19 protein-coding genes and 1 rRNA gene are annotated in these 19,515 nt (G+C 56.5%); 12 read left to right on the forward strand and 8 right to left on the reverse strand.

The genetic code is table 11. The annotated features are described in order from the left end of the window. Window positions 1–2: 2 nt before the first annotated feature. From lpxA to AC1V0D_RS13405, 9 genes are all read left to right on the forward strand, one after another. Window positions 3–791 (forward strand): acyl-ACP--UDP-N-acetylglucosamine O-acyltransferase, encoded by a 789-nt coding sequence (gene lpxA, locus AC1V0D_RS13365; RefSeq protein ID WP_009091978.1) that lies wholly within the window; start codon window positions 3–5, stop codon window positions 789–791. A gap of 3 nt (window positions 792–794) precedes the next feature. Next, entirely contained in the window at window positions 795–1,943 is a 1,149-nt protein-coding gene (gene lpxB / locus AC1V0D_RS13370; RefSeq protein ID WP_058958058.1) for a lipid-A-disaccharide synthase, read from the forward strand. Continuing rightward, the gene (rnhB, locus tag AC1V0D_RS13375) at window positions 1,936–2,562 is read left to right on the forward strand and encodes a ribonuclease HII (RefSeq protein ID WP_058958059.1); all 627 of its coding nucleotides are present in this window, start codon (window positions 1,936–1,938) and stop codon (window positions 2,560–2,562) included. Before lpxB ends, rnhB begins: the two co-directional genes overlap by 8 nt. A gap of 31 nt (window positions 2,563–2,593) precedes the next feature. Continuing rightward, window positions 2,594–6,076: a DNA polymerase III subunit alpha gene (gene dnaE / locus AC1V0D_RS13380; RefSeq protein ID WP_482907552.1), complete on the forward strand. Its 3,483-nt coding sequence runs from the start codon at window positions 2,594–2,596 to the stop codon at window positions 6,074–6,076. 12 nt (window positions 6,077–6,088) lie between these two features. Next, window positions 6,089–7,045 (forward strand): acetyl-CoA carboxylase carboxyl transferase subunit alpha, encoded by a 957-nt coding sequence (accA, locus tag AC1V0D_RS13385; RefSeq protein WP_009091971.1) that lies wholly within the window; start codon window positions 6,089–6,091, stop codon window positions 7,043–7,045. Window positions 7,046–7,213: 168 nt separating this feature from the next. Next, window positions 7,214–9,364: a lysine decarboxylase LdcC gene (locus AC1V0D_RS13390; RefSeq protein ID WP_046101264.1), complete on the forward strand. Its 2,151-nt coding sequence runs from the start codon at window positions 7,214–7,216 to the stop codon at window positions 9,362–9,364. Window positions 9,365–9,430: 66 nt separating this feature from the next. Then, window positions 9,431–9,820: a VOC family protein gene (locus AC1V0D_RS13395; protein WP_009091968.1), complete on the forward strand. Its 390-nt coding sequence runs from the start codon at window positions 9,431–9,433 to the stop codon at window positions 9,818–9,820. 52 nt (window positions 9,821–9,872) lie between these two features. Beyond that, window positions 9,873–11,192, forward strand: a complete 1,320-nt coding sequence (tilS, locus tag AC1V0D_RS13400) for a tRNA lysidine(34) synthetase TilS (protein WP_482907553.1) — start codon at window positions 9,873–9,875, stop codon at window positions 11,190–11,192. Further along, on the forward strand, window positions 11,189–11,497 hold the full coding sequence (locus AC1V0D_RS13405) for a c-type cytochrome (RefSeq protein WP_046101267.1): 309 nt from the start codon (window positions 11,189–11,191) through the stop codon (window positions 11,495–11,497). Before tilS ends, AC1V0D_RS13405 begins: the two co-directional genes overlap by 4 nt. Window positions 11,498–11,537: 40 nt before the next feature. Here the strand turns inward: AC1V0D_RS13405 and rof are convergent, their stop codons facing one another. Both rof and AC1V0D_RS13415 read right to left on the reverse strand, forming a co-directional pair. Continuing rightward, window positions 11,538–11,798, reverse strand: a complete 261-nt coding sequence (gene rof / locus AC1V0D_RS13410; RefSeq protein ID WP_009091965.1) for a Rho-binding antiterminator — start codon at window positions 11,796–11,798, stop codon at window positions 11,538–11,540. After that, on the reverse strand, window positions 11,788–11,985 hold the full coding sequence (locus tag AC1V0D_RS13415; protein WP_009091964.1) for a YaeP family protein: 198 nt from the start codon (window positions 11,983–11,985) through the stop codon (window positions 11,788–11,790). The genes rof and AC1V0D_RS13415 overlap by 11 nt, the downstream gene beginning before the upstream one ends. Window positions 11,986–12,202: 217 nt before the next feature. On the opposite strand from AC1V0D_RS13415, the gene arfB reads away from it, so the two are divergent. Then, a complete protein-coding gene (arfB, locus tag AC1V0D_RS13420; protein WP_482907554.1) occupies window positions 12,203–12,613 on the forward strand; it encodes an alternative ribosome rescue aminoacyl-tRNA hydrolase ArfB in 411 nt (136 codons plus the stop codon). Window positions 12,614–12,693: 80 nt separating this feature from the next. Here arfB and proS read toward each other — a convergent pair whose 3' ends face one another. The 6 genes from proS to metN all read right to left on the reverse strand — a co-directional run bounded on the left by proS (window position 12,694) and on the right by metN (window position 18,254). Further along, window positions 12,694–14,412, reverse strand: a complete 1,719-nt coding sequence (gene proS / locus AC1V0D_RS13425) for a proline--tRNA ligase (protein WP_009091962.1) — start codon at window positions 14,410–14,412, stop codon at window positions 12,694–12,696. A gap of 89 nt (window positions 14,413–14,501) precedes the next feature. Continuing rightward, window positions 14,502–15,206: a tRNA (N6-threonylcarbamoyladenosine(37)-N6)-methyltransferase TrmO gene (gene tsaA, locus AC1V0D_RS13430; protein ID WP_482907555.1), complete on the reverse strand. Its 705-nt coding sequence runs from the start codon at window positions 15,204–15,206 to the stop codon at window positions 14,502–14,504. Next, window positions 15,203–15,601, reverse strand: coding sequence for an Rcs stress response system protein RcsF (gene rcsF, locus AC1V0D_RS13435; RefSeq protein WP_009091960.1), 399 nt, complete (start codon window positions 15,599–15,601; stop codon window positions 15,203–15,205). Before rcsF ends, tsaA begins: the two co-directional genes overlap by 4 nt. A 128-nt stretch (window positions 15,602–15,729) precedes the next feature. Beyond that, the gene (locus AC1V0D_RS13440) at window positions 15,730–16,545 is read right to left on the reverse strand and encodes a MetQ/NlpA family lipoprotein (RefSeq protein ID WP_009091959.1); all 816 of its coding nucleotides are present in this window, start codon (window positions 16,543–16,545) and stop codon (window positions 15,730–15,732) included. A 31-nt stretch (window positions 16,546–16,576) separates the two neighbouring features. Continuing rightward, window positions 16,577–17,230: a methionine ABC transporter permease MetI gene (locus tag AC1V0D_RS13445; protein WP_009091958.1), complete on the reverse strand. Its 654-nt coding sequence runs from the start codon at window positions 17,228–17,230 to the stop codon at window positions 16,577–16,579. Continuing rightward, window positions 17,223–18,254, reverse strand: coding sequence for a methionine ABC transporter ATP-binding protein MetN (gene metN / locus AC1V0D_RS13450; RefSeq protein WP_325954962.1), 1,032 nt, complete (start codon window positions 18,252–18,254; stop codon window positions 17,223–17,225). Before metN ends, AC1V0D_RS13445 begins: the two co-directional genes overlap by 8 nt. Before the next feature lie 189 nt (window positions 18,255–18,443). On the opposite strand from metN, the gene gmhB reads away from it, so the two are divergent. Then, window positions 18,444–19,004, forward strand: coding sequence for a D-glycero-beta-D-manno-heptose 1,7-bisphosphate 7-phosphatase (gmhB, locus tag AC1V0D_RS13455; RefSeq protein WP_009091953.1), 561 nt, complete (start codon window positions 18,444–18,446; stop codon window positions 19,002–19,004). Window positions 19,005–19,410: 406 nt separating this feature from the next. Continuing rightward, window positions 19,411–19,515, forward strand: a 16S ribosomal RNA gene (locus AC1V0D_RS13460); the annotation flags it as partial.

Genomic DNA, 19,515 nt, shown 5'->3' on the forward strand with positions numbered 1-19,515 from the left:
TCGTGATTGATCCAACCGCCACTATCCATCCCAGTTCTGTCATCGAAGAGGGCGCGGTTATCGGCGCCCGCGTTCACATTGGCCCGTTTTGCTTTATTGGCGCGAATGTGGAGATCGGTGAAGGAACGGTACTGAAGTCACACGTTGTGGTGAACGGCCACACACGTATCGGTAAAGATAACCAGATCTATCAGTTCGCCTCTATCGGCGAAGTGAACCAGGATCTGAAATATGCCGGTGAGCCAACACGGGTTGAAATCGGCGATCGCAACCGCATCCGTGAAAGCGTGACGATTCATCGCGGCACCACTCAGGGTGGCCATGTCACCACGGTGGGCAGCGATAATCTGCTGATGGTCAACGTTCATATTGCGCACGACTGCGTCATCGGTAACCGCTGTATCTTCGCCAACAACGCGACCCTGGGTGGTCACGTCACGGTCGATGATTTCGCCATTATTGGCGGCATGACAGCAGTGCATCAGTGGTGCACTATTGGTGCGCACGTGATGGTGGGTGGCTGTTCCGGCGTGGCGCAGGATGTGCCGCCTTACGTTATTGCGCAGGGCAACCATGCCACGCCGTTCGGGATCAACATTGAAGGCCTCAAGCGCCGTGGATTCAGCAAAGAGTCGTTGCACGCGATCCGCAACGCCTACAAGTTGCTCTATCGCAGCGGCAGAACGCTGGAGGAAGTGAAGCCGGAGATTGAAGCGCTTGCGCAGCAGCATAGCGAAGTGCAGCCTTTCTACGATTTCTTTGCCCGTTCAACCCGTGGATTAATTCGTTAATTCATGTCAGCGCGTCCTCTAACGATTGCCCTGGTCGCCGGAGAAACCTCCGGCGATATTCTTGGTGCAGGTCTGATTCGAGCCCTGAAAGCGCGCCATCCCGACGCGCGTTTTGTCGGCGTAGCCGGTCCGTTGATGCAGGCGGAAGGGTGTGAAGCCTGGTATGAGATGGAAGAGCTGGCGGTCATGGGCATTGTGGAGGTGCTGGGACGTCTGCGCCGTCTGCTGACGATCCGCCGCGATCTCACCCGGCGCTTTACCGAACTCCAGCCCGATGTGTTTGTCGGGATCGATGCGCCTGACTTCAATATTACGCTGGAAGGCAACCTGAAACGCGCCGGTATCCGTACCATTCACTACGTCAGTCCCTCTGTCTGGGCATGGCGTCAGAAGCGCGTCTTCAAGATTGGTCGTAACACCAATCTGGTGCTGGCCTTCCTGCCGTTTGAAAAAGCGTTCTACGATCGCTTTAATGTTCCCTGCCGTTTTATCGGTCACACCATGGCGGATGCGATGCCGCTGCACCCTGACAAACAGGCTGCGCGTCGTCACCTGGGAATTGCCGATAATGCGCTCTGTCTGGCCCTGCTGCCCGGCAGTCGTGGCGCAGAAGTTGACATGCTCAGCGCCGATTTTCTCAAAACGGCCCGGTTACTGCGGCGTCACTATCCGGCGCTGGAAGTCGTCGTTCCGCTGGTTAACGCCCGCCGGCGCGAACAGTTTGAGAAGATAAAAGCCGAAACGGCTCCCGACCTTCCTGTTCATCTGCTGGATGGTCAGGGACGCGAGGCGATGATCGCGAGCGATGCCGCACTTCTGGCATCGGGCACTGCTGCACTGGAGTGCATGCTGGCAAAATGCCCGATGGTGGTGGGGTATCGAATGAAACCGGCGACCTTCTGGCTGGCAAAACGGCTGGTGAAGACCCCCTATGTTTCGCTGCCCAATCTGCTGGCAGGACGGGAACTGGTGAAAGAGTTACTGCAGGATGAGTGTCAGCCTGAAGCCCTGGCCGCGGCGTTAGATCCGCTGCTGCATGCCGGGCCTGAGCGCGAAACCCTGCTGCAGACGTTCAATGAATTACATCAACAGATCCGCTGGAACGCCGATGAACAGGCGGCGGATGCGGTACTGGAGCTGGTGAATGCCTGATTTTATCTATCCTGCCGCCACGCTGATTGCCGGTGTGGACGAAGTCGGGCGCGGCCCGCTGGTTGGCGCGGTCGTTACGGCGGCGGTGATCCTCGATCCGACCAACCCGATTACCGGGCTGGCGGACTCGAAGAAGCTGTCGGAAAAACGCCGGCTGGCCCTGTTTGACGAAATCAAAGAGAAGGCGCTGGCGTGGAGCCTGGGCCGGGCAGAACCGGAAGAGATTGACCAGCTGAATATCCTGCATGCGACTATGCTGGCGATGCAGCGTGCGGTTGCTGGCCTCTGCATTCAGCCTGACTATGTGCTGATAGACGGTAATCGCTGCCCGGCGCTGCCGATGCCGTCACAGGCGGTAGTCAAAGGGGACAGTCTGGTCGCTGAGATCAGCGCCGCTTCTATCATTGCCAAGGTCTCCCGCGACCGTGAAATGGCTGAACTCGATCTGCTGTTCCCGCAATATGGCTTTGCACAGCACAAAGGCTATCCGACGGCGCTGCACATGGAAAAACTGACGCAGTATGGCGCGACTCCGCACCACCGTCGCAGTTTTGCTCCTGTCCGCAACGCGCTGATCGATGCGGACGTACTGGCCGCCAGCCAGCCCCATACGCTTTAATAGCCTGACGCTGTTTTAACCGGAAACTGATATGGCTGAACCCCGTTTTATACATCTGCGCGTCCACAGTGACTATTCGATGGTTGATGGCCTGGCGAAAACCGGGCCGCTGATCAAAAAGGCGGCTGCGCTCGGCATGCCCGCGATTGCGATCACCGACTTCACTAACCTGTGTGGCCTGGTGAAATTCTACGGCGGGGCGCACGGCGCAGGGATAAAACCGGTTATTGGTGCCGATTTTAAGGTCGCCAGCGAGCTGATGGGGGATGAACTCACGCAGCTGACCGTGCTGGCGGCGAACAATACCGGCTATCAGAACCTGACGCTGCTGATCTCCCGCGCCTATCAGCGTGGCTATGGCGTGGACGGGCCGATTATCGATCGCGACTGGCTGATGGAATTGCAGGAAGGGTTAATCCTGCTGTCAGGCGGACGCCGCGGAGATGTCGGCCGCAGCCTGCTGCGCGGTAACAGCACGCTGGTTTCACAGTGCCTCTCTTTTTATCAGCAGCATTTCCCTGACAGATACTATCTGGAACTGATCCGCACCGGCCGTCCGGATGAAGAAAGCTACCTGCACGCGGCGGTGGAGCTGGCGATTGCCGAAGGCATTCCGGTGGTCGCGACCAACGAAGTCTGCTTTATCAATGAAGAGGATTTCGACGCGCATGAAATCCGCGTGGCCATCCATGACGGCTATACGCTGGATGACCCCAAGCGTCCGCGCAACTACAGTCCTCAGCAATATATGCGCAGCGAAGCGGAGATGTGCGAGCTCTTCTCGGACATCCCGGAAGCGCTAGAAAACAGCGTAGAAATTGCTAAGCGTTGTAACGTCACGGTCCGGCTAGGCGAATACTTCCTGCCGCAGTTCCCGACCGGAGATATGACCACGGAAGATTATCTGGTCGCGAAATCCCGCGAGGGGCTGGAAGAGCGTCTGGTGTTCCTGTTCCCGGACGAAGCTGAGCGGCTGCAGAAACGCCCGGAATATGATGAGCGTCTGGAGGTTGAACTCAACGTGATCAACCAGATGGGCTTCCCGGGCTACTTCCTGATCGTGATGGAGTTCATCCAGTGGTCCAAGGATAATGGCGTGCCGGTCGGGCCGGGTCGTGGTTCCGGTGCCGGTTCGCTGGTGGCCTATGCGCTGAAAATTACCGATATCGATCCGCTGGAGTTTGACCTGCTGTTCGAACGTTTCCTGAACCCGGAACGTGTCTCAATGCCCGACTTTGACGTCGATTTCTGCATGGAGAAGCGTGACCAGGTGATTGAACACGTCGCGGACATGTACGGGCGCGAAGCGGTTTCACAGATCATCACTTTCGGCACCATGGCGGCGAAAGCGGTTATCCGCGACGTTGGCCGCGTGCTCGGTCATCCTTATGGTTTCGTGGATCGCATTTCCAAACTGATCCCGCCCGATCCCGGCATGACGCTGGAAAAAGCCTTTGTTGCTGAACCGCAGCTGCCGGCCATGTATGAGGCGGATGAAGAGGTCAAAGCGCTGATCGACATGGCGCGTAAGCTGGAAGGGGTCACGCGTAACGCCGGTAAACATGCCGGTGGCGTGGTCATCGCGCCAACGAAGATCACCGATTTTGCGCCGCTCTACTGCGATGAGCACGGCCAGTTCCCGGTGACCCAGTTCGATAAAAATGATGTGGAATATGCCGGCCTGGTGAAGTTCGACTTCCTGGGGCTGAGAACGCTGACCATCATCGACTGGGCGCTGAAGATGATCAACCCGCGCCGGGAAAAGCAGGGGCTGGAGCCGATCGACATCGCCTCTATCCCGCTGGATGACAAGAAAAGCTTCGATATGCTGCAGCGCTCGGAAACCACCGCGGTATTCCAGCTTGAATCGCGCGGCATGAAGGATCTGATCAAGCGTCTGAAGCCCGACTGCTTTGAAGATATGATCGCACTGGTGGCGCTGTTCCGTCCGGGGCCGCTTCAGTCCGGCATGGTGGATAACTTCATCGACCGTAAGCATGGTCGTGAAGCGATCTCCTATCCCGATATCCAGTGGCAGCACGAGAGTCTGAAACCGGTGCTGGAGCCGACATACGGCATCATTCTTTATCAGGAACAGGTGATGCAGATCGCCCAGGTCCTCTCCGGGTATACCCTGGGTGGCGCAGATATGCTGCGTCGCGCCATGGGGAAAAAGAAACCGGAAGAGATGGCCAAGCAGCGTTCCGTTTTCCGTGACGGTGCAGAAAGCATGGGCATCGACGGCGAACTGTCGATGAAGATCTTCGATCTGGTAGAAAAATTTGCAGGCTATGGCTTTAACAAGTCACACTCTGCGGCTTATGCACTGGTCTCTTACCAGACGCTGTGGCTGAAAGCGCACTATCCGGCAGAGTTTATGGCCGCGGTAATGACCGCCGATATGGATAACACCGAGAAGGTGGTAGGCCTGGTCGATGAGTGCTGGCGGATGGGACTGAAGGTGCTGCCGCCCGATATTAACTCCGGCCTCTATCCCTTCCATGTGAATGACGCAGGTGAAATTGTTTACGGTATCGGTGCGATAAAAGGGGTCGGTGAAGGACCGATCGAAGCGATCATTGATGCCCGAAACGAAGGCGGTTACTTCCGCGAGCTGTTTGACCTCTGCGCCCGAACCGACACTAAAAAGATCAACCGTCGGGTGATGGAAAAACTGATCATGTCCGGGGCCTTCGATCGCCTGGGGCCGCATCGCGCCGCGCTGATGAGTGCGCTCGGCGACGCGTTAAAAGCGGCCGATCAGCATGCGAAGGCGGAGGCGATTGGCCAGGCGGATATGTTCGGCGTGCTGGCGGAAGAGCCGGAGCAGGTGGAGAAATCGTACGCCAGCGTCACGCGATGGCCGGAGCAGGTGCAGCTGGATGGCGAACGGGAAACCCTGGGGCTCTACCTGACCGGGCACCCGATTAATCAGTATCTGAAAGAAATTGAGCGTTACGTTGGCGGGGTGCGGCTGAAAGATATGCATCCAACCGACCGGGGGAAAATTACCGTGGCGGCCGGTCTGGTGATCGCTGCACGGGTAATGGTCACCAAACGCGGCAACCGAATTGGTATCTGTACTCTGGACGATCGTTCTGGTCGTCTTGAGGTGATGTTATTTACCGATGCGTTAGATAAATACCAGCAGCTGCTGGAGAAAGACCGAATCCTGATCGTCAGTGGACAGGTCAGCTTTGATGACTTCAGTGGTGGCCTTAAAATGACCGCTCGTGAAGTTATGGACATCGACGAAGCTCGCGAAAAATACGCGCGCGGACTTGCTATCTCGCTGACGGACAGGCAAATTGATGACCAGCTATTAAACCGACTCCGTCAGTCCCTGGAACCTCATCGATCAGGGACGATTCCGGTGCATCTCTACTATCAGAGAGCCGACGCGCGAGCGAAGCTGCGCTTTGGGGCAGCGTGGCGAATTTCGCCCAGCGATCGTTTACTTAACGATCTGCGCTCGTTGATCGGATCGGAGCAGGTGGAACTGGAGTTTGACTAGAACAGGAACATTATGAGTCTTAATTACCTGGATTTTGAACAGCCAATTGCAGAACTCGAAGCGAAGATTGATTCGCTGACTTCAATTGGTCGTCAGGATGATAAACACGTTAATCTGGATGAAGAAGTTCAGCGCCTGCGCGAGAAGAGCGTTGAGCTGACCCGTAAAATCTTCGCCGATTTAGGCGCATGGCAGATCGCTCAACTGGCGCGCCATCCTTTGCGTCCTTATACCTTTGACTACGTCCGCAACGCGTTCGACGATTTCGATGAGCTGGCGGGCGACCGTGCTTATGCGGATGACAAAGCGATTGTTGGCGGTATTGCGCGTCTGGATGGACGTCCGGTGATGATCATCGGGCACCAGAAAGGCCGTGAAACCAAAGAGAAAATTCGCCGTAACTTCGGCATGCCAGCACCGGAAGGCTATCGCAAAGCGCTGCGCCTGATGGAGATGGCTGAGCGCTTCAAAATGCCTGTCATCACCTTCATCGACACCCCGGGTGCTTATCCGGGCGTGGGCGCGGAAGAGCGCGGGCAGTCTGAAGCGATTGCGCGCAACCTGCGTGAAATGTCTGGCCTGAAAGTACCGGTCATCTGTACGGTCATCGGTGAAGGCGGTTCAGGTGGTGCACTGGCCATCGGCGTGGGCGATAAAGTGAATATGCTGCAGTACAGCACCTATTCCGTTATCTCGCCGGAAGGCTGTGCCTCTATTCTGTGGAAAAGTGCAGATAAAGCGCCGCTGGCTGCGGAAGCGATGGGCATTACCGCTCACCGACTGAAAGAGCTGAAGTTGATTGACTCCGTAATCCCGGAGCCGCTGGGTGGCGCGCATCGCCGTCCGGTCGATATGGCGCAGTCTCTGAAGCAGCAGCTGCTGGCCGATCTGGCCGAACTCGATGGGTTAAGCACTGAAGAGCTGCTGGATCGTCGTTATCAGCGCCTGATGAGCTACGGCTACGCCTGATAAGCGCACTTCCATAAAAGCGGACTCCGGTCCGCTTTTTTTATGCCTGCACTTTCCCTCCCCATGCTCACTCGCCGCTTTCAGTTTCCTCCTGGCACCGCCTCGCTACACCTTATGGGGGTTAGCGGTTATGCTTGACCGGTTCCACCACAATCAGGGAGACAGGCATTGAATATTCTGGCGATCATGGGCGCGCACGGCGTGTTTTACAAAGATGAACCGTTACGCGAACTCGACGCGGCGTTAAATCTGCAGGGCTTCCAGCTGCTTTACCCGAAAAACAGTGACGATCTGCTGAAACTGATCGAACACAACCCGCGTATCAGCGGCGTTATCTTCGACTGGGATGCGCACAACAGCCCCGAACTGTGCGGAGAGATTAATCAGCTAAACGAATACCTGCCTCTGTATGCCTTTATCAATACCCACTCGCAGATGGATATCAGCATCAATGAGATGCGTATGCCGCTGCACTTTTTTGAGTATGCGCTGAATGCCGCCGAGGATATCGCGCTGCACATCCGGCAATACACGGATGACTACCTTGACCACATCACGCCGCCGCTGACTAAAGCGCTGTTCACCTATGTAAAAGAGGGCAAGTACACCTTCTGCACGCCGGGCCATATGGCGGGCACCGCGTTTCAGAAGAGCCCGGTCGGCTGTCTGTTCTACGACTTCTTCGGGGCTAACACCCTGAAATCAGACATTTCGATTTCGGTAACCGAGCTGGGTTCGCTGCTTGACCACACCGGGCCGCACCTGGAAGCGGAAGAGTATATCGCGCGCACCTTCGGCGCTGAGCAGAGTTACATGGTGACCAACGGCACCTCGACCTCGAATAAGATTGTCGGGATGTATGCCGCTCCGGCGGGCAGCACCGTGCTGATCGATCGCAACTGCCACAAATCGCTGACTCATCTGCTGATGATGAGCGATCTGATCCCGATCTGGCTGAAGCCGACCCGCAATGCGCTGGGGATCCTTGGCGGCATCCCGAAGCAGGAGTTCACCCGCGACGCGATAGCGCATAAAGTGGCATCGACTGACAGAGCCACCTGGCCGGTGCATGCGGTCATTACTAACTCCACCTATGACGGGCTGCTCTACAACACCCAGTACATCAAAGAGACGCTGGCTGTGCCGTCGATTCATTTCGACTCCGCCTGGGTGCCTTACACCAATTTCCACCCGATTTACGCGGGCAAAAGTGGCATGAGCGGAGACCGCATTCCGGGCAAGGTGGTCTATGAAACGCAGTCGACCCATAAACTGCTGGCGGCGTTCTCTCAGGCATCCATGATCCACATTAAAGGCGACTACGACGAGCAGACGTTTAACGAAGCCTACATGATGCACACCACCACCTCGCCTAACTACGCTATCGTCTCCTCTATTGAAACCGCTGCCGCCATGCTGCGCGGCAATCCGGGTAAGCGTTTGATCAATCGCTCGGTCGAACGCGCGCTTCATTTCCGCCGTGAGATCCAGCGGCTACGTGAAGAGTCTGACAGCTGGTTCTTTGACATCTGGCAGCCGGAACAGGTTGACGAAGCGCAGTGCTGGCCGATCCAGCCGGGCGACGAAGCGTGGCATGGATTCACGCAGGCCGATCGCGATCACATGTATCTCGATCCGATCAAGGTGACGATCCTGACGCCGGGCATGAGCGAGCTGGGGGAGATGGCGGAAGAGGGGATCCCGGCGGCGCTGGTGGCGAAGTTTCTGGATGAGCGCGGCATCGTGGTGGAGAAAACCGGCCCCTATAACCTGCTGTTCCTGTTCAGTATCGGCATCGATAAAACCAAGGCGATGAGCGTGCTGCGCGGGCTGACCGAATTTAAACGCGCCTACGATCTGAATCTGCGGGTGAAAAACATGCTGCCGGATCTCTACGCAGAGGATCCCGACTTTTATCGCAACATGCGCATTCAGACCCTGGCACAGGGGATCCATCAGCTGATCCGCCATCACGATCTGCCGCGTCTGATGCTGCAGGCATTCGACGTGCTGCCTGAAATGAAGATGACACCGCATCAGGCGTTTCAGCAGCAGGTGAAGGGCAACATCGAAACGGTGGATATCAGTGAGCTGGTCGGGCGGGTTTCGGCCAACATGATTCTGCCCTATCCGCCGGGCGTTCCCCTGGTGATGCCGGGAGAGATGATCACTGAGAAGAGTCGCGCGGTGCTCGATTTCCTGCTGATGCTGTGCAGCATTGGCCGGCACTATCCGGGGTTTGAAACCGACATTCACGGTGCCAGCCTGACGGAAGAGGGCGAATACCGTGTGCGCGTGCTGAAAAACGACCCGGCATAAAATTTTAAATCTTATCAGCGGCAGGATGCCTGACTCAGGCATCCCACCCGAATCAGGATATTCAACATGTTGCAGTTAAACGCTATTCACCACATCGCCATCATTGCCTCTGACTATCCGCGCAGCAAAGCCTTCTATTGCGATGTGCTGGGCTTTCGACTGATGGGCGAAGTTTACCGCGAAGCGCGCGACTCCTGGAAAGGCGATCTCGCATTAGGAGACCGCTATACCATTGAGCTTTTCTCGTTTCCCGAACCCCCTGCACGGGTCAGTCACCCCGAGGCGTGCGGTCTGCGCCATCTGGCCTTTACCGTGCCGGATGTGGCCGCCGCGGTGGCGACGCTGGCTGAAAAAGGTGTGATCTGCGAGCCAATTCGCATTGATGAACTCACGGGTAAAGCCTGTACTTTCTTTGCCGACCCGGATGGTTTGCCGCTGGAGCTCTATCAGGCGTAAACTAGCGCGCTCGGCGGGCGACATTCAGTGGCCCGATATTCTGGATTCTGCGATGTCTTTGCCCGCTTTTGACTCACTGCTGCAACCGGACGCTGCCCTGGTGGTCGCGTTCAGCGGCGGACTTGACTCCACCGTGCTGCTGCATCAGCTTCGTGACTGGCAGCAGCAGCATCCTCAGTCGCGTCTGCGGGCGCTGCATGTTCACCACGGACTCAGCCCGAATGCTGACCGCTGGGCGGCCCACTGCCAGGCGATATGCGAACAGTGGCAGCTGACGTGTGACGTGCTGCACGTCACCGTTGACGGCAGTGAAAAGGGCATTGAAGCGGCGGCACGCACCGCCCGTTATCAGGCGCTGGGCGCGGCGCTGCAGCCGGACGAACAACTACTGACGGCGCAGCATCTCGACGATCAGTGTGAAACCTTTATGCTGGCGCTGAAGCGCGGCAGCGGTCCGGCTGGGCTGGCGGCCATGCCCGCAGTGCGCAGGCTGGGTTCCCATCGGCTGTTACGTCCTCTGCTTAATCAGTCGCGACAGTCGCTTGAAGCCTATGCTCATGCCCATCAGCTGGTGTGGATCGAAGACGAGAGTAATCAGGATCTGCGCTACGACCGTAACTTTCTGCGTCAGCGGCTGCTGCCTGAACTCTCTCAGCGCTGGCCTCACTTTGCCGAGGCGACCGCCCGAAGCGCAGCCCTGTGCAGTGAGCAGGAGCAGCTGCTGGATGAACTTCTTGCCGGAGAGCTGGCTGAGCGCGTCCAGCCGGATGGCAGTCTGCACTTTCCGCCGCTGATGACGATGAGTGAGCCGCGCGCTAACGCCATACTGCGTCGCTGGATCGCCGGGCAGGGCGGAGCGATGCCCTCCCGCGACGCGCTGCAGCGCATCCGCAATGAGGTGATGGCGAGTCGTGAGGATGCGCAGCCTCGTCTGCGATTCGGTCAGGCGGAACTGCGGCGATACCGGCAGCAGCTCTACTGGCTGCCGGTGCGCAGTTCGCTGCGCGACACGGTGCTGATGTGGCCCGATCGCTGCCAGCCGCTGACGCTGCCGCAAAGCCTCGGCACGCTGCGTGCCAGCCAGACGCAGAGCCTGTTGCGCCATCCGCAGCCCGACGAGCAGGTCAGCGTGCGATTTCACGCGCAGGGCCAGGTGCATCTGGTGGGGCGGGAAGGGGGACGGGAGATGAAGAAGCTCTGGCAGGCACTGCATATTCCTCCATGGCAGCGCGAGCGGCTGCCGCTAATTTTTTATAATCAGACGCTGGTCTGTGTTCCGGATCTCTTTATCACCCGGGAGGGTGCGGCATGCGATGAGCAGGGCTGGCAGATTGTCTGGGACAGGGCCACCTGCACAGGAGCTGAACAATGAAAACGTGGCTGATCGGCGCCCTGATGGCCGCTGTATTACCGGCCTGGGCCGCGGGAGATGCGCAGCGTGGCGCAGAGAAAGCGGGCAGCTGTATGGCCTGTCACGGCGCGGAAGGCAAAGCGACCGTGCCGCTTTATCCCAGTCTGGCCGGGCAGCACGCCCCGTATCTTGAACATGCGCTGCAGGCTTATAAAAAGGGCGAGCGCAGCGGCGGTCAGGCTGAGGTCATGAAGGCGTTTGTTGCGGGATTAAGTGATGACGATATGGCGGATCTGGCGGCGTATTACAGTTCGCTGCAGCCCTGAGTGTGACAGGGGCGGGGATGTCCCGCCCGGAAGGAGTGAATTACTCTGCGCTGACAACCACCGTGCCCAGCTCGGGATGGGTAAAGCTGGCGATGTGGTCGAGACGTAACTCGCGATGTTCACCAGAGAGATCGATAGCCAGATATTCCACGTTCTTACGTGAAAAAATCTCTTTCGCCTTTGCCTTCAGCTGCTCGCCATCTTTCATGTCCAGTGACAGCATCCAGTTTTTCTGACAGGCGAGTTCCAGGTTATCGTAATCATCGCAATTGATGGGGTGGTACGCTTCATTAATCAACATAGTCGCTCACCAATAAGTTAGCAGCGGCGTAGGCCGCCTGTTCCCTGACAGAAGAGTTTAGCTCACTATTTGCGGCAATATCATCAAGTGCCTTCAATGCGCAGCCAATCGCATCCGGTATGTAACCTAAATCTCCGCTACCGATTTCGGCATATTTGCGGCGAACTAACTCACAATAATTTTGCACATGATCCTCCTCGGCAGAGCGTAGATACTCTGATTAACTGGCGACTATACCATAGCCATTTACAGGAAATCAGCCTGCGTAAAGCAGGAACAGCACGTAAAACACTGCTAAAGTGACAGATTCCGCTGGCTGCCGCGCAACGCGGGATCGCACAAAAGGTTAAGTTGATGAACAGGTTATCAGAGGTAAAGGTCATGAAGCAGGGGAGAGGAGAGCGATGATTATGCTGTCCCGTTCGGTTGAGATCCCGGACAGTGAAATTGAGCTGACGGCGATACGCGCTCAGGGAGCGGGTGGGCAACATGTCAATAAAGCCAGCACGGCTATCCATCTGCGTTTTGACATTGCCGCCTCTTCACTGCCCGCCTTCTATAAAGATCGGCTGCTTACCGCCAGCCATCATCTGATCACTGCTGAAGGCGTCGTGGTGATCAAGGCGCAGGAGTACCGCAGTCAGGAGATGAATCGCGAAGCCGCGCTGCAACGGCTGCTCAATCTGATCCGCGAACTGAGCACGGTCGAAAAAGTGCGTCGCGCCACGCGGCCGACCCGCGCGTCAAAAGAGCGACGACTGGAAGGAAAAGCGCGCCGCAGCAGTACCAAAGCGATGCGCGGCAGAGTGCAATAAAAAACGCCCCGCAGGCGGGGCGTTTTAGTGCTTATACCTTCAGGGGCGGGCCGCGAAGAGTTCCAGCCCGCGCTGAGAACTTACTTATTCAGCGCCTTCAGCAGGAAATCGACGATCTCATCCTGCTTAATCATCTGCTTCTCACCGGCACGACGTGATTTGTACTCAATCTCCTGATTATCGAGATTGCGATCGCCAATGACGATGGTGTGTGGCACACCGATCAGTTCCATATCAGCGAACATCACGCCCGGACGCTCTTTACGGTCATCCAGAATCACGTCGACGCCTTTCGCGCGCAGCGTGGCATACAGCTCTTCCGCCAGCTCTTTCACCCGGAAGGATTTCTGCATATTCATGGGCAGAATCGCGACCTCAAATGGAGCCAGTGCCGCCGGCCAGATGATGCCGCGCTCGTCATGGTTCTGCTCGATCGCCGCGGCGACAACACGGGTGATGCCGATACCGTAGCAGCCCATGCTCATTATCTGGTTGCGGCCATCTTCGCCCTGAACAGAGGCTTTCAGCGCGTCCGAATATTTCGTGCCGAGCTGGAAAATGTGACCCACTTCGATGCCGCGCTTAATCTGCAGTGTGCCTTTGCCATCCGGGCTCAGATCGCCTTCAACCACGTTACGGATATCCGCAACGCTGGCCAGCGGCAGATCGCGCTCCCAGTTAATGCCGAAGTAGTGCTTACCATCGACGTTAGCACCGGCGCTGAAGTCACTCATCTTCGCGACGGTACGGTCTGCGATGATCGGCATCTGCAGGCCGACCGGCCCGATTGAACCCGGACCTGCACCCACTGCCGCGCGAATCTCTTCTTCAGTCGCGAAGACCAGCGGTGATGCCACGATAGCTGACTTCTCTGCTTTGATTTCGTTCAGCTGATGATCGCCACGAACCAGCAGGGCAACCAGCGCATGGCCGCTCTCTTCCGCCCCTTTAACAATCAGCGTTTTCACGGTTTTCTCAACCGGCACATCAAATTGCTCAACCAGCTCCGCGATGGTTTTTGCGTCTGGCGTCTCAACCAACTGCATCGCCTGCGACGGCGCAGCGCGTTCACCGGCCGGTGCGACCGCTTCGGCCAGCTCGATGTTGGCGGCATAATCAGAATCGGTTGAGAAGATCACATCGTCTTCACCGCTCTGGGCCAGCACCTGGAACTCGTGCGATGCACTGCCACCAATAGAGCCGGTGTCAGCCTGTACGGCACGGAAATCCAGGCCCATACGGCTGAAGATCTGGCTGTAGGCGCGATACATCGCATCATAGGTTTCCTGCAGCGATTCCTGCGACACGTGGAAAGAGTAGGCATCTTTCATGGTGAATTCGCGCGAACGCATCACGCCAAAGCGCGGACGCACTTCGTCACGGAATTTGGTCTGGATCTGATAGAGGTTCAGTGGCAGCTGCTTATAAGAGCTCAGCTCATTACGGATCAGGTCGGTGACCACCTCTTCATGCGTCGGACCCAGCACAAACGGACGTTCGTGGCGGTCGGCAATACGTAACAGCTCCGGGCCATACTCCTCCCAGCGACCGCTCTCCTGCCACAGGTCGGCAGGCTGCACGACCGGCATTAAAATCTCAACCGCACCCGCGTTGTTCATCTCTTCGCGCACGATGTTTTCGACTTTTTTCAGCACGCGAACCCCGGTCGGCAACCAGGTGTACAAGCCAGAAGCCAGTTTGCGGATCATACCGGCGCGCAGCATCAGCTGGTGGCTGATCACTTCGGCGTCGGAAGGCGTCTCTTTCTGAGTAGAGAGCAGATATTGAGTAGTACGCATTGATTACGGTTCCAGTTGATCGGAAAGTCACAGACAGAAATTTGCTGGCGGCTAGTGTACCAGTGAGATCACTGGCTCAAAAGCGGGTTTTAACGCGGGTCGATAGCGATCACTTCTGTCCCGGCATCGTCAATGCGCCAGCGTACATTAAAATCCATCAGCCAGGCCGCATATTCCCGCTCCTCTGTCTGGCCCTGACGGTAAGCGGGACGGGGATCCTGCGCCAGCACGTCACGGATAAAACGCGCCAGATGGGGATAGCGGGCATGCTGTTGCAGCTGCTCCTGCGCCAGCGCGGAGAAGCGCACCGGCATCGTGGCCGCCGGTGCTGCCTGGGCAAATCCCGCCCGGGCTTCGGGCAGCGCTTCGGCAAAAGGCAGATAGGGTTTGATATCCACGATGGGGGTGCCATCGACCAGATCCAGACTGCCAAGCTGCAGGATCACCTGCTGCTTCTCAAGCCTGATCTCTTTCAGCTCGACCAGCGACATGCCAATCGGGTTGGGACGAAACGTTGAACGGGTTGCAAAGACACCCATGCGCGCATTGCCGCCCAGTCGGGGAGGGCGAACCGTGGGACGCCAGCCGCCTGCCATCGTCTGATGAAAGACAAACAGCAGCCAGAGGTGACTGAACGCTTCCAGTCCGCGAACCGCTTCCGGCTGATTGTACGGGGGCAGCAGGTGCAGCTCTCCGCCGCCATCCTGCACCAGGCCTGGCTGGCGCGGCACGGCAAACTTCTCTTTCCACGGCGAGCGGATGACCCCAATCTGCGCAAAGGTGAATTCACTCATTGATTGCTGACTTTCAATGCCGAGCCCTGACATACCGCCTGACGGTAGCACCCTGGCGTACCCGTCACGATTTCACACTTGTGCAGCAGCACCGCATTGGCTTTCATCTGTGACGCCCGGATCTGCAGACGTTTACGGGCCGTGGCGATGTTAGCGGGCGAGTTCTGATTGCTGATCTGGCAATCTTCAGCAGAGACTTCACCCAGATCGCGGAACGGTTTGCTGACCAGATCGGCAGCATCCGTGTAGAGCTTAACCGGTGCGGGGCGGGCAGCGGGTTTGCGGGTCGGTTCAGTGGAGTGCTGCGGCCTGGACGGTGCGCTGGTTATCGGGTGATACTCATGAACACACCCTGTCAGCATCAATGCTAACAAGCCGAGCGGTAAAAAACGCATGGCAACATCCTCAGGTTTCCAAAAGTGGCGTTATTGAAACAAGGACAGGAATAAATAACAAGTCGGGCAGGGCAGGCTGTAACAGAAAGGGCGGCATAGCGCCGCCCCTGGGGAGAATGTCGGCTGACTTACCAGCCTTTAACTGCACCGCCGTTAAAGACTTTGTTGGCGGCTTCGTTAACTTCGTCAGACTGGTAAGCCTGAACGAACTTCTTCACGTTTTCCGCATCTTTGTTATCTTCGCGCGCGACAATCAGGTTCACATAAGGTGAATCTTTATCTTCGACGAAAATCCCATCTTTAGTCGGGGTCAGGCCGATCTGGCTGGCATAGGTGGTATTGATGACCGCCAGGGCGATCTGCTGATCGTCCAGTGAGCGGGGCAGCTGTGGCGCTTCCAGCTCAACAATTTTCAGATGCTTTGGATTCTCAGTAATATCCAGCGAGGTTGGCAGCAGGCCTGTGCCCTCTTTCAGTTTAATCAGGCCGGCTTTCTGCAGCAGCAGCAGCGAACGTCCCAGGTTAGTCGGATCGTTTGGAATCGCGATCTGAGCGCCATCCTGCAACTCATCCAGCGATTTGATCTTTTTCGAGTAGCCCGCAATCGGGTAAACGAAAGAGTTGCCGACGGAAACCAGTTTGTAGCCGCGATCTTTGATCTGCTGATCCAGATAAGGTTTGTGCTGGAAGGCGTTAACGTCGATATCGCCTTTGCTCAGTGCCTCATTCGGCAGAACGTAATCGTTGAAGGTAACCAGCTCAACGTCCAGACCATACTTCTCTTTCGCGACTTTCTGCGCGGCTTCAGCAACCTGCTGTTCAGCGCCGACAATCACGCCCACTTTGATGTGGTTCGCATCTTTCTCTTTTTGATCGCATCCTGCCAGCGCAATCGCGCCAATCAGTGCACCCACAGCGGCAATTTTTTTGAATTTGAAAGACATATCCTTTCCTTAATAATGTGATATTGCTGGCTTACTTATGGGACACAGCACGTACGATGCGGTCGCCACAGAACTGAATGAGATACACCAAAACCACTAACAACACCAATACCGTATTCATCACGGTGGCGTTATATCCGATATAACCATACTGATAACCGATCTGACCCAGACCACCGGCACCGACCGCGCCGCCCATGGCAGAGTAACCTACCAGGGTAATCAGGGTGATCGTCGCGGCATTCACCAGACCCGGCATCGCTTCCGGCAGCAGCACCTTGCGAACGATCTGCATCGGCGTGGCACCCATGGCGCGTGACGCTTCAATCAGGCCGGTAGGCAGTTCCAGCAGGGCATTTTCCACCATACGGGCGATAAAGGGGGCGGCGCCAACGGTCAGCGGGACGATTGCCGCCTGCAGTCCGATGGAGGTGCCGACGATCACGCGGGTAAAAGGAATCATCCAGACCAGTAAGATAATGAACGGAATGGAGCGGAAGATATTCACCAGCGCGGAGAGCACGCGATAGAGCCCCTGATTCTGCAGAATCTGTCCCGGACGGGTGACATAAAGCAGAACGCCGACTGGCAGACCCAGTACAAATCCAAAAAAGCCGGAGACAAAGGTCATCATCAGCGTTTCCCACACGCCCCGTCCCAGCAACCACATCATCGCTTCAGACATAACCCAGCACCTCTACTTTCACATGATTCTCCTGCAGCCAGGCTATCGCCTCGCGGGTATCGCTTTCAGTGCCGTGCATTTCGGCCAGCATAATGCCGAACTTCACGCCGCCGGCGTAATCCATCTGCGCACTGATAATGTTGTTATTCACGTTATAACGCCGTGCGGCTTCGGAAAGCAGCGGGGCGTCAACCGATTTACCGGTAAATTCCAGTCGCAGCAAGGGCACGCTGTTCTCAGCGGCAGTGGCTTGCAGGCGCTGCTGATAATCATCCGGGATATCCAGATGCAGGGTAGACTGAATGAACTGCTGAGCCAGCGGCGTCTTAGGATGCGAGAAGACCTCACTGACGCTATCTTTCTCAATCAGCTCACCCTGACTGATGACAGCCACCTGGTCGCAGATGCGCTTCACCACATCCATTTCATGGGTGATGAGCAGAATCGTCAGGCCAAGCCGGCGGTTAATGTCCTTCAGCAGCTCCAGAATAGAACGGGTTGTCGCCGGGTCCAGAGCGCTGGTGGCTTCATCACACAGCAGCACTTTTGGATTGCTGGCTAGCGCACGGGCAATCGCAACGCGCTGCTTTTGTCCACCCGACAGGTTCGCAGGCCAGGCATCGTGCTTATCGGCTAATCCCACCAGTTCCAGCAGTTCAGTCACGCGAGCGTTAATCTGTTCACGGGAGAGATTTCCCAGCTCCAGCGGCAGGGAGACATTGCCCGCGACGGTCCGGGAGGTCATCAGGTTGAAGTGCTGGAAGATCATGCCAATCTGACGACGGGCCTGAGTCAGCTGACGTTCGCTGAGTGCGGTCAGGTCAGCACCGTCGACCAGCACACGGCCTGATGTCGGACGCTCCAGCAGGTTAACGCACCGAATCAGCGTACTTTTACCGGCACCGGAAGCACCGATAACGCCATAAATCTGTCCGGCAGGCACGTGCAGGCTGACGTCCTTCAACGCCGAAATGGTGCGCGTACCCTGCTGGAACACTTTGGTGATATTTTCGAGTTTAATCATTAGGTTATTTATTATCGTGTTGCGTTGTCCGTGGTGTGGGAAGCCTCGTTGCTTTTATTAAGGGTAAAAGCTGGATGGATGGTAAGGCATCCAGACGTCTGAATCAATGGAAGTGATTCAATCTGACATTCTCCCTTTCACAGCAATCATGCGATACTGATCGGCAATTTTTACAGCAGGAGTTTCTACGTGGCGAATAAAGTCCCCGCTATTTTTCTTGATCGTGATGGCACCCTTAATGTCGATAATGGCTATGTCCATGAGATCGATAACTTTCAGTTTATTGACGGCACCATTGAAGCGCTGCAGCAACTGAAGGCGATGGGGTATGCGCTGGTGGTCGTGACCAATCAGTCTGGCATCGCGCGCGGTATGTTTACTGAAGACACCTTTATGCAGCTCACCGAATGGATGGACTGGTCGCTGGCCGATCGCGACGTTGATCTGGACGGCATCTATTTCTGCCCGCACCATCCCGACGCCGCCGTTGCAGAGTATCGTCAGGCGTGCGACTGCCGTAAACCTCAGCCGGGTATGCTCGTGATGGCTCAGCAAGAGCTGAATATTGATATGGCAGCTTCTTATATGGTGGGTGACAAGCTGGAGGATATGCTGGCAGGGCAGGCTGCCGGTGTCGGTACCAAAGTTCTGGTGCGTAGCGGTAAACCGGTGACCGCTGAAGGGGAAGCCGCCGCTGACTGGGTCATCGATAGCCTGGCCGCACTACCAGCGCGCATTAAACAGGCATAAAAGGGCGCTTTTGTGCAAATTTCAGACGAACGGAAAAAAAGTCTTAATTTGCACTTGCGCTATCTGAACCGCTCCCTATAATGCGCCTCCATCGACACGGCACACCGGCAACGGGAAACGGGTTGAAGGTTCAGGAGACTGAGCCGCCGGAGAAAAACTTCTGAAAAAGAGGTTGACTCTGAAGGAGGAAAGCGTAATATACGCCACCTCGCGACAGGACGCTAACGCACTGTTCGCACTGCTCTTTAACAATTTATCAGACAATCTGTGTGGGCACTCGCAGGATTGATATCAGCGTCTTCGGACGCACAAAAATATCAAAGCCTCACGAGTGAACACATAATGAAATTCATTATGACGTTTTACAGATGAGCACCGCTGAACTCGTTTCAGCAAATCAAACTTTAAATTGAAGAGTTTGATCATGGCTCAGATTGAACGCTGGCGGCAGGCCTAACACATGCAAGTCGGACGGTAGCACAGAGAGCTTGCTCTTGGGTGACGAGTGGCG

This window comes from Pantoea sp. PA1, assembly GCF_056856975.1.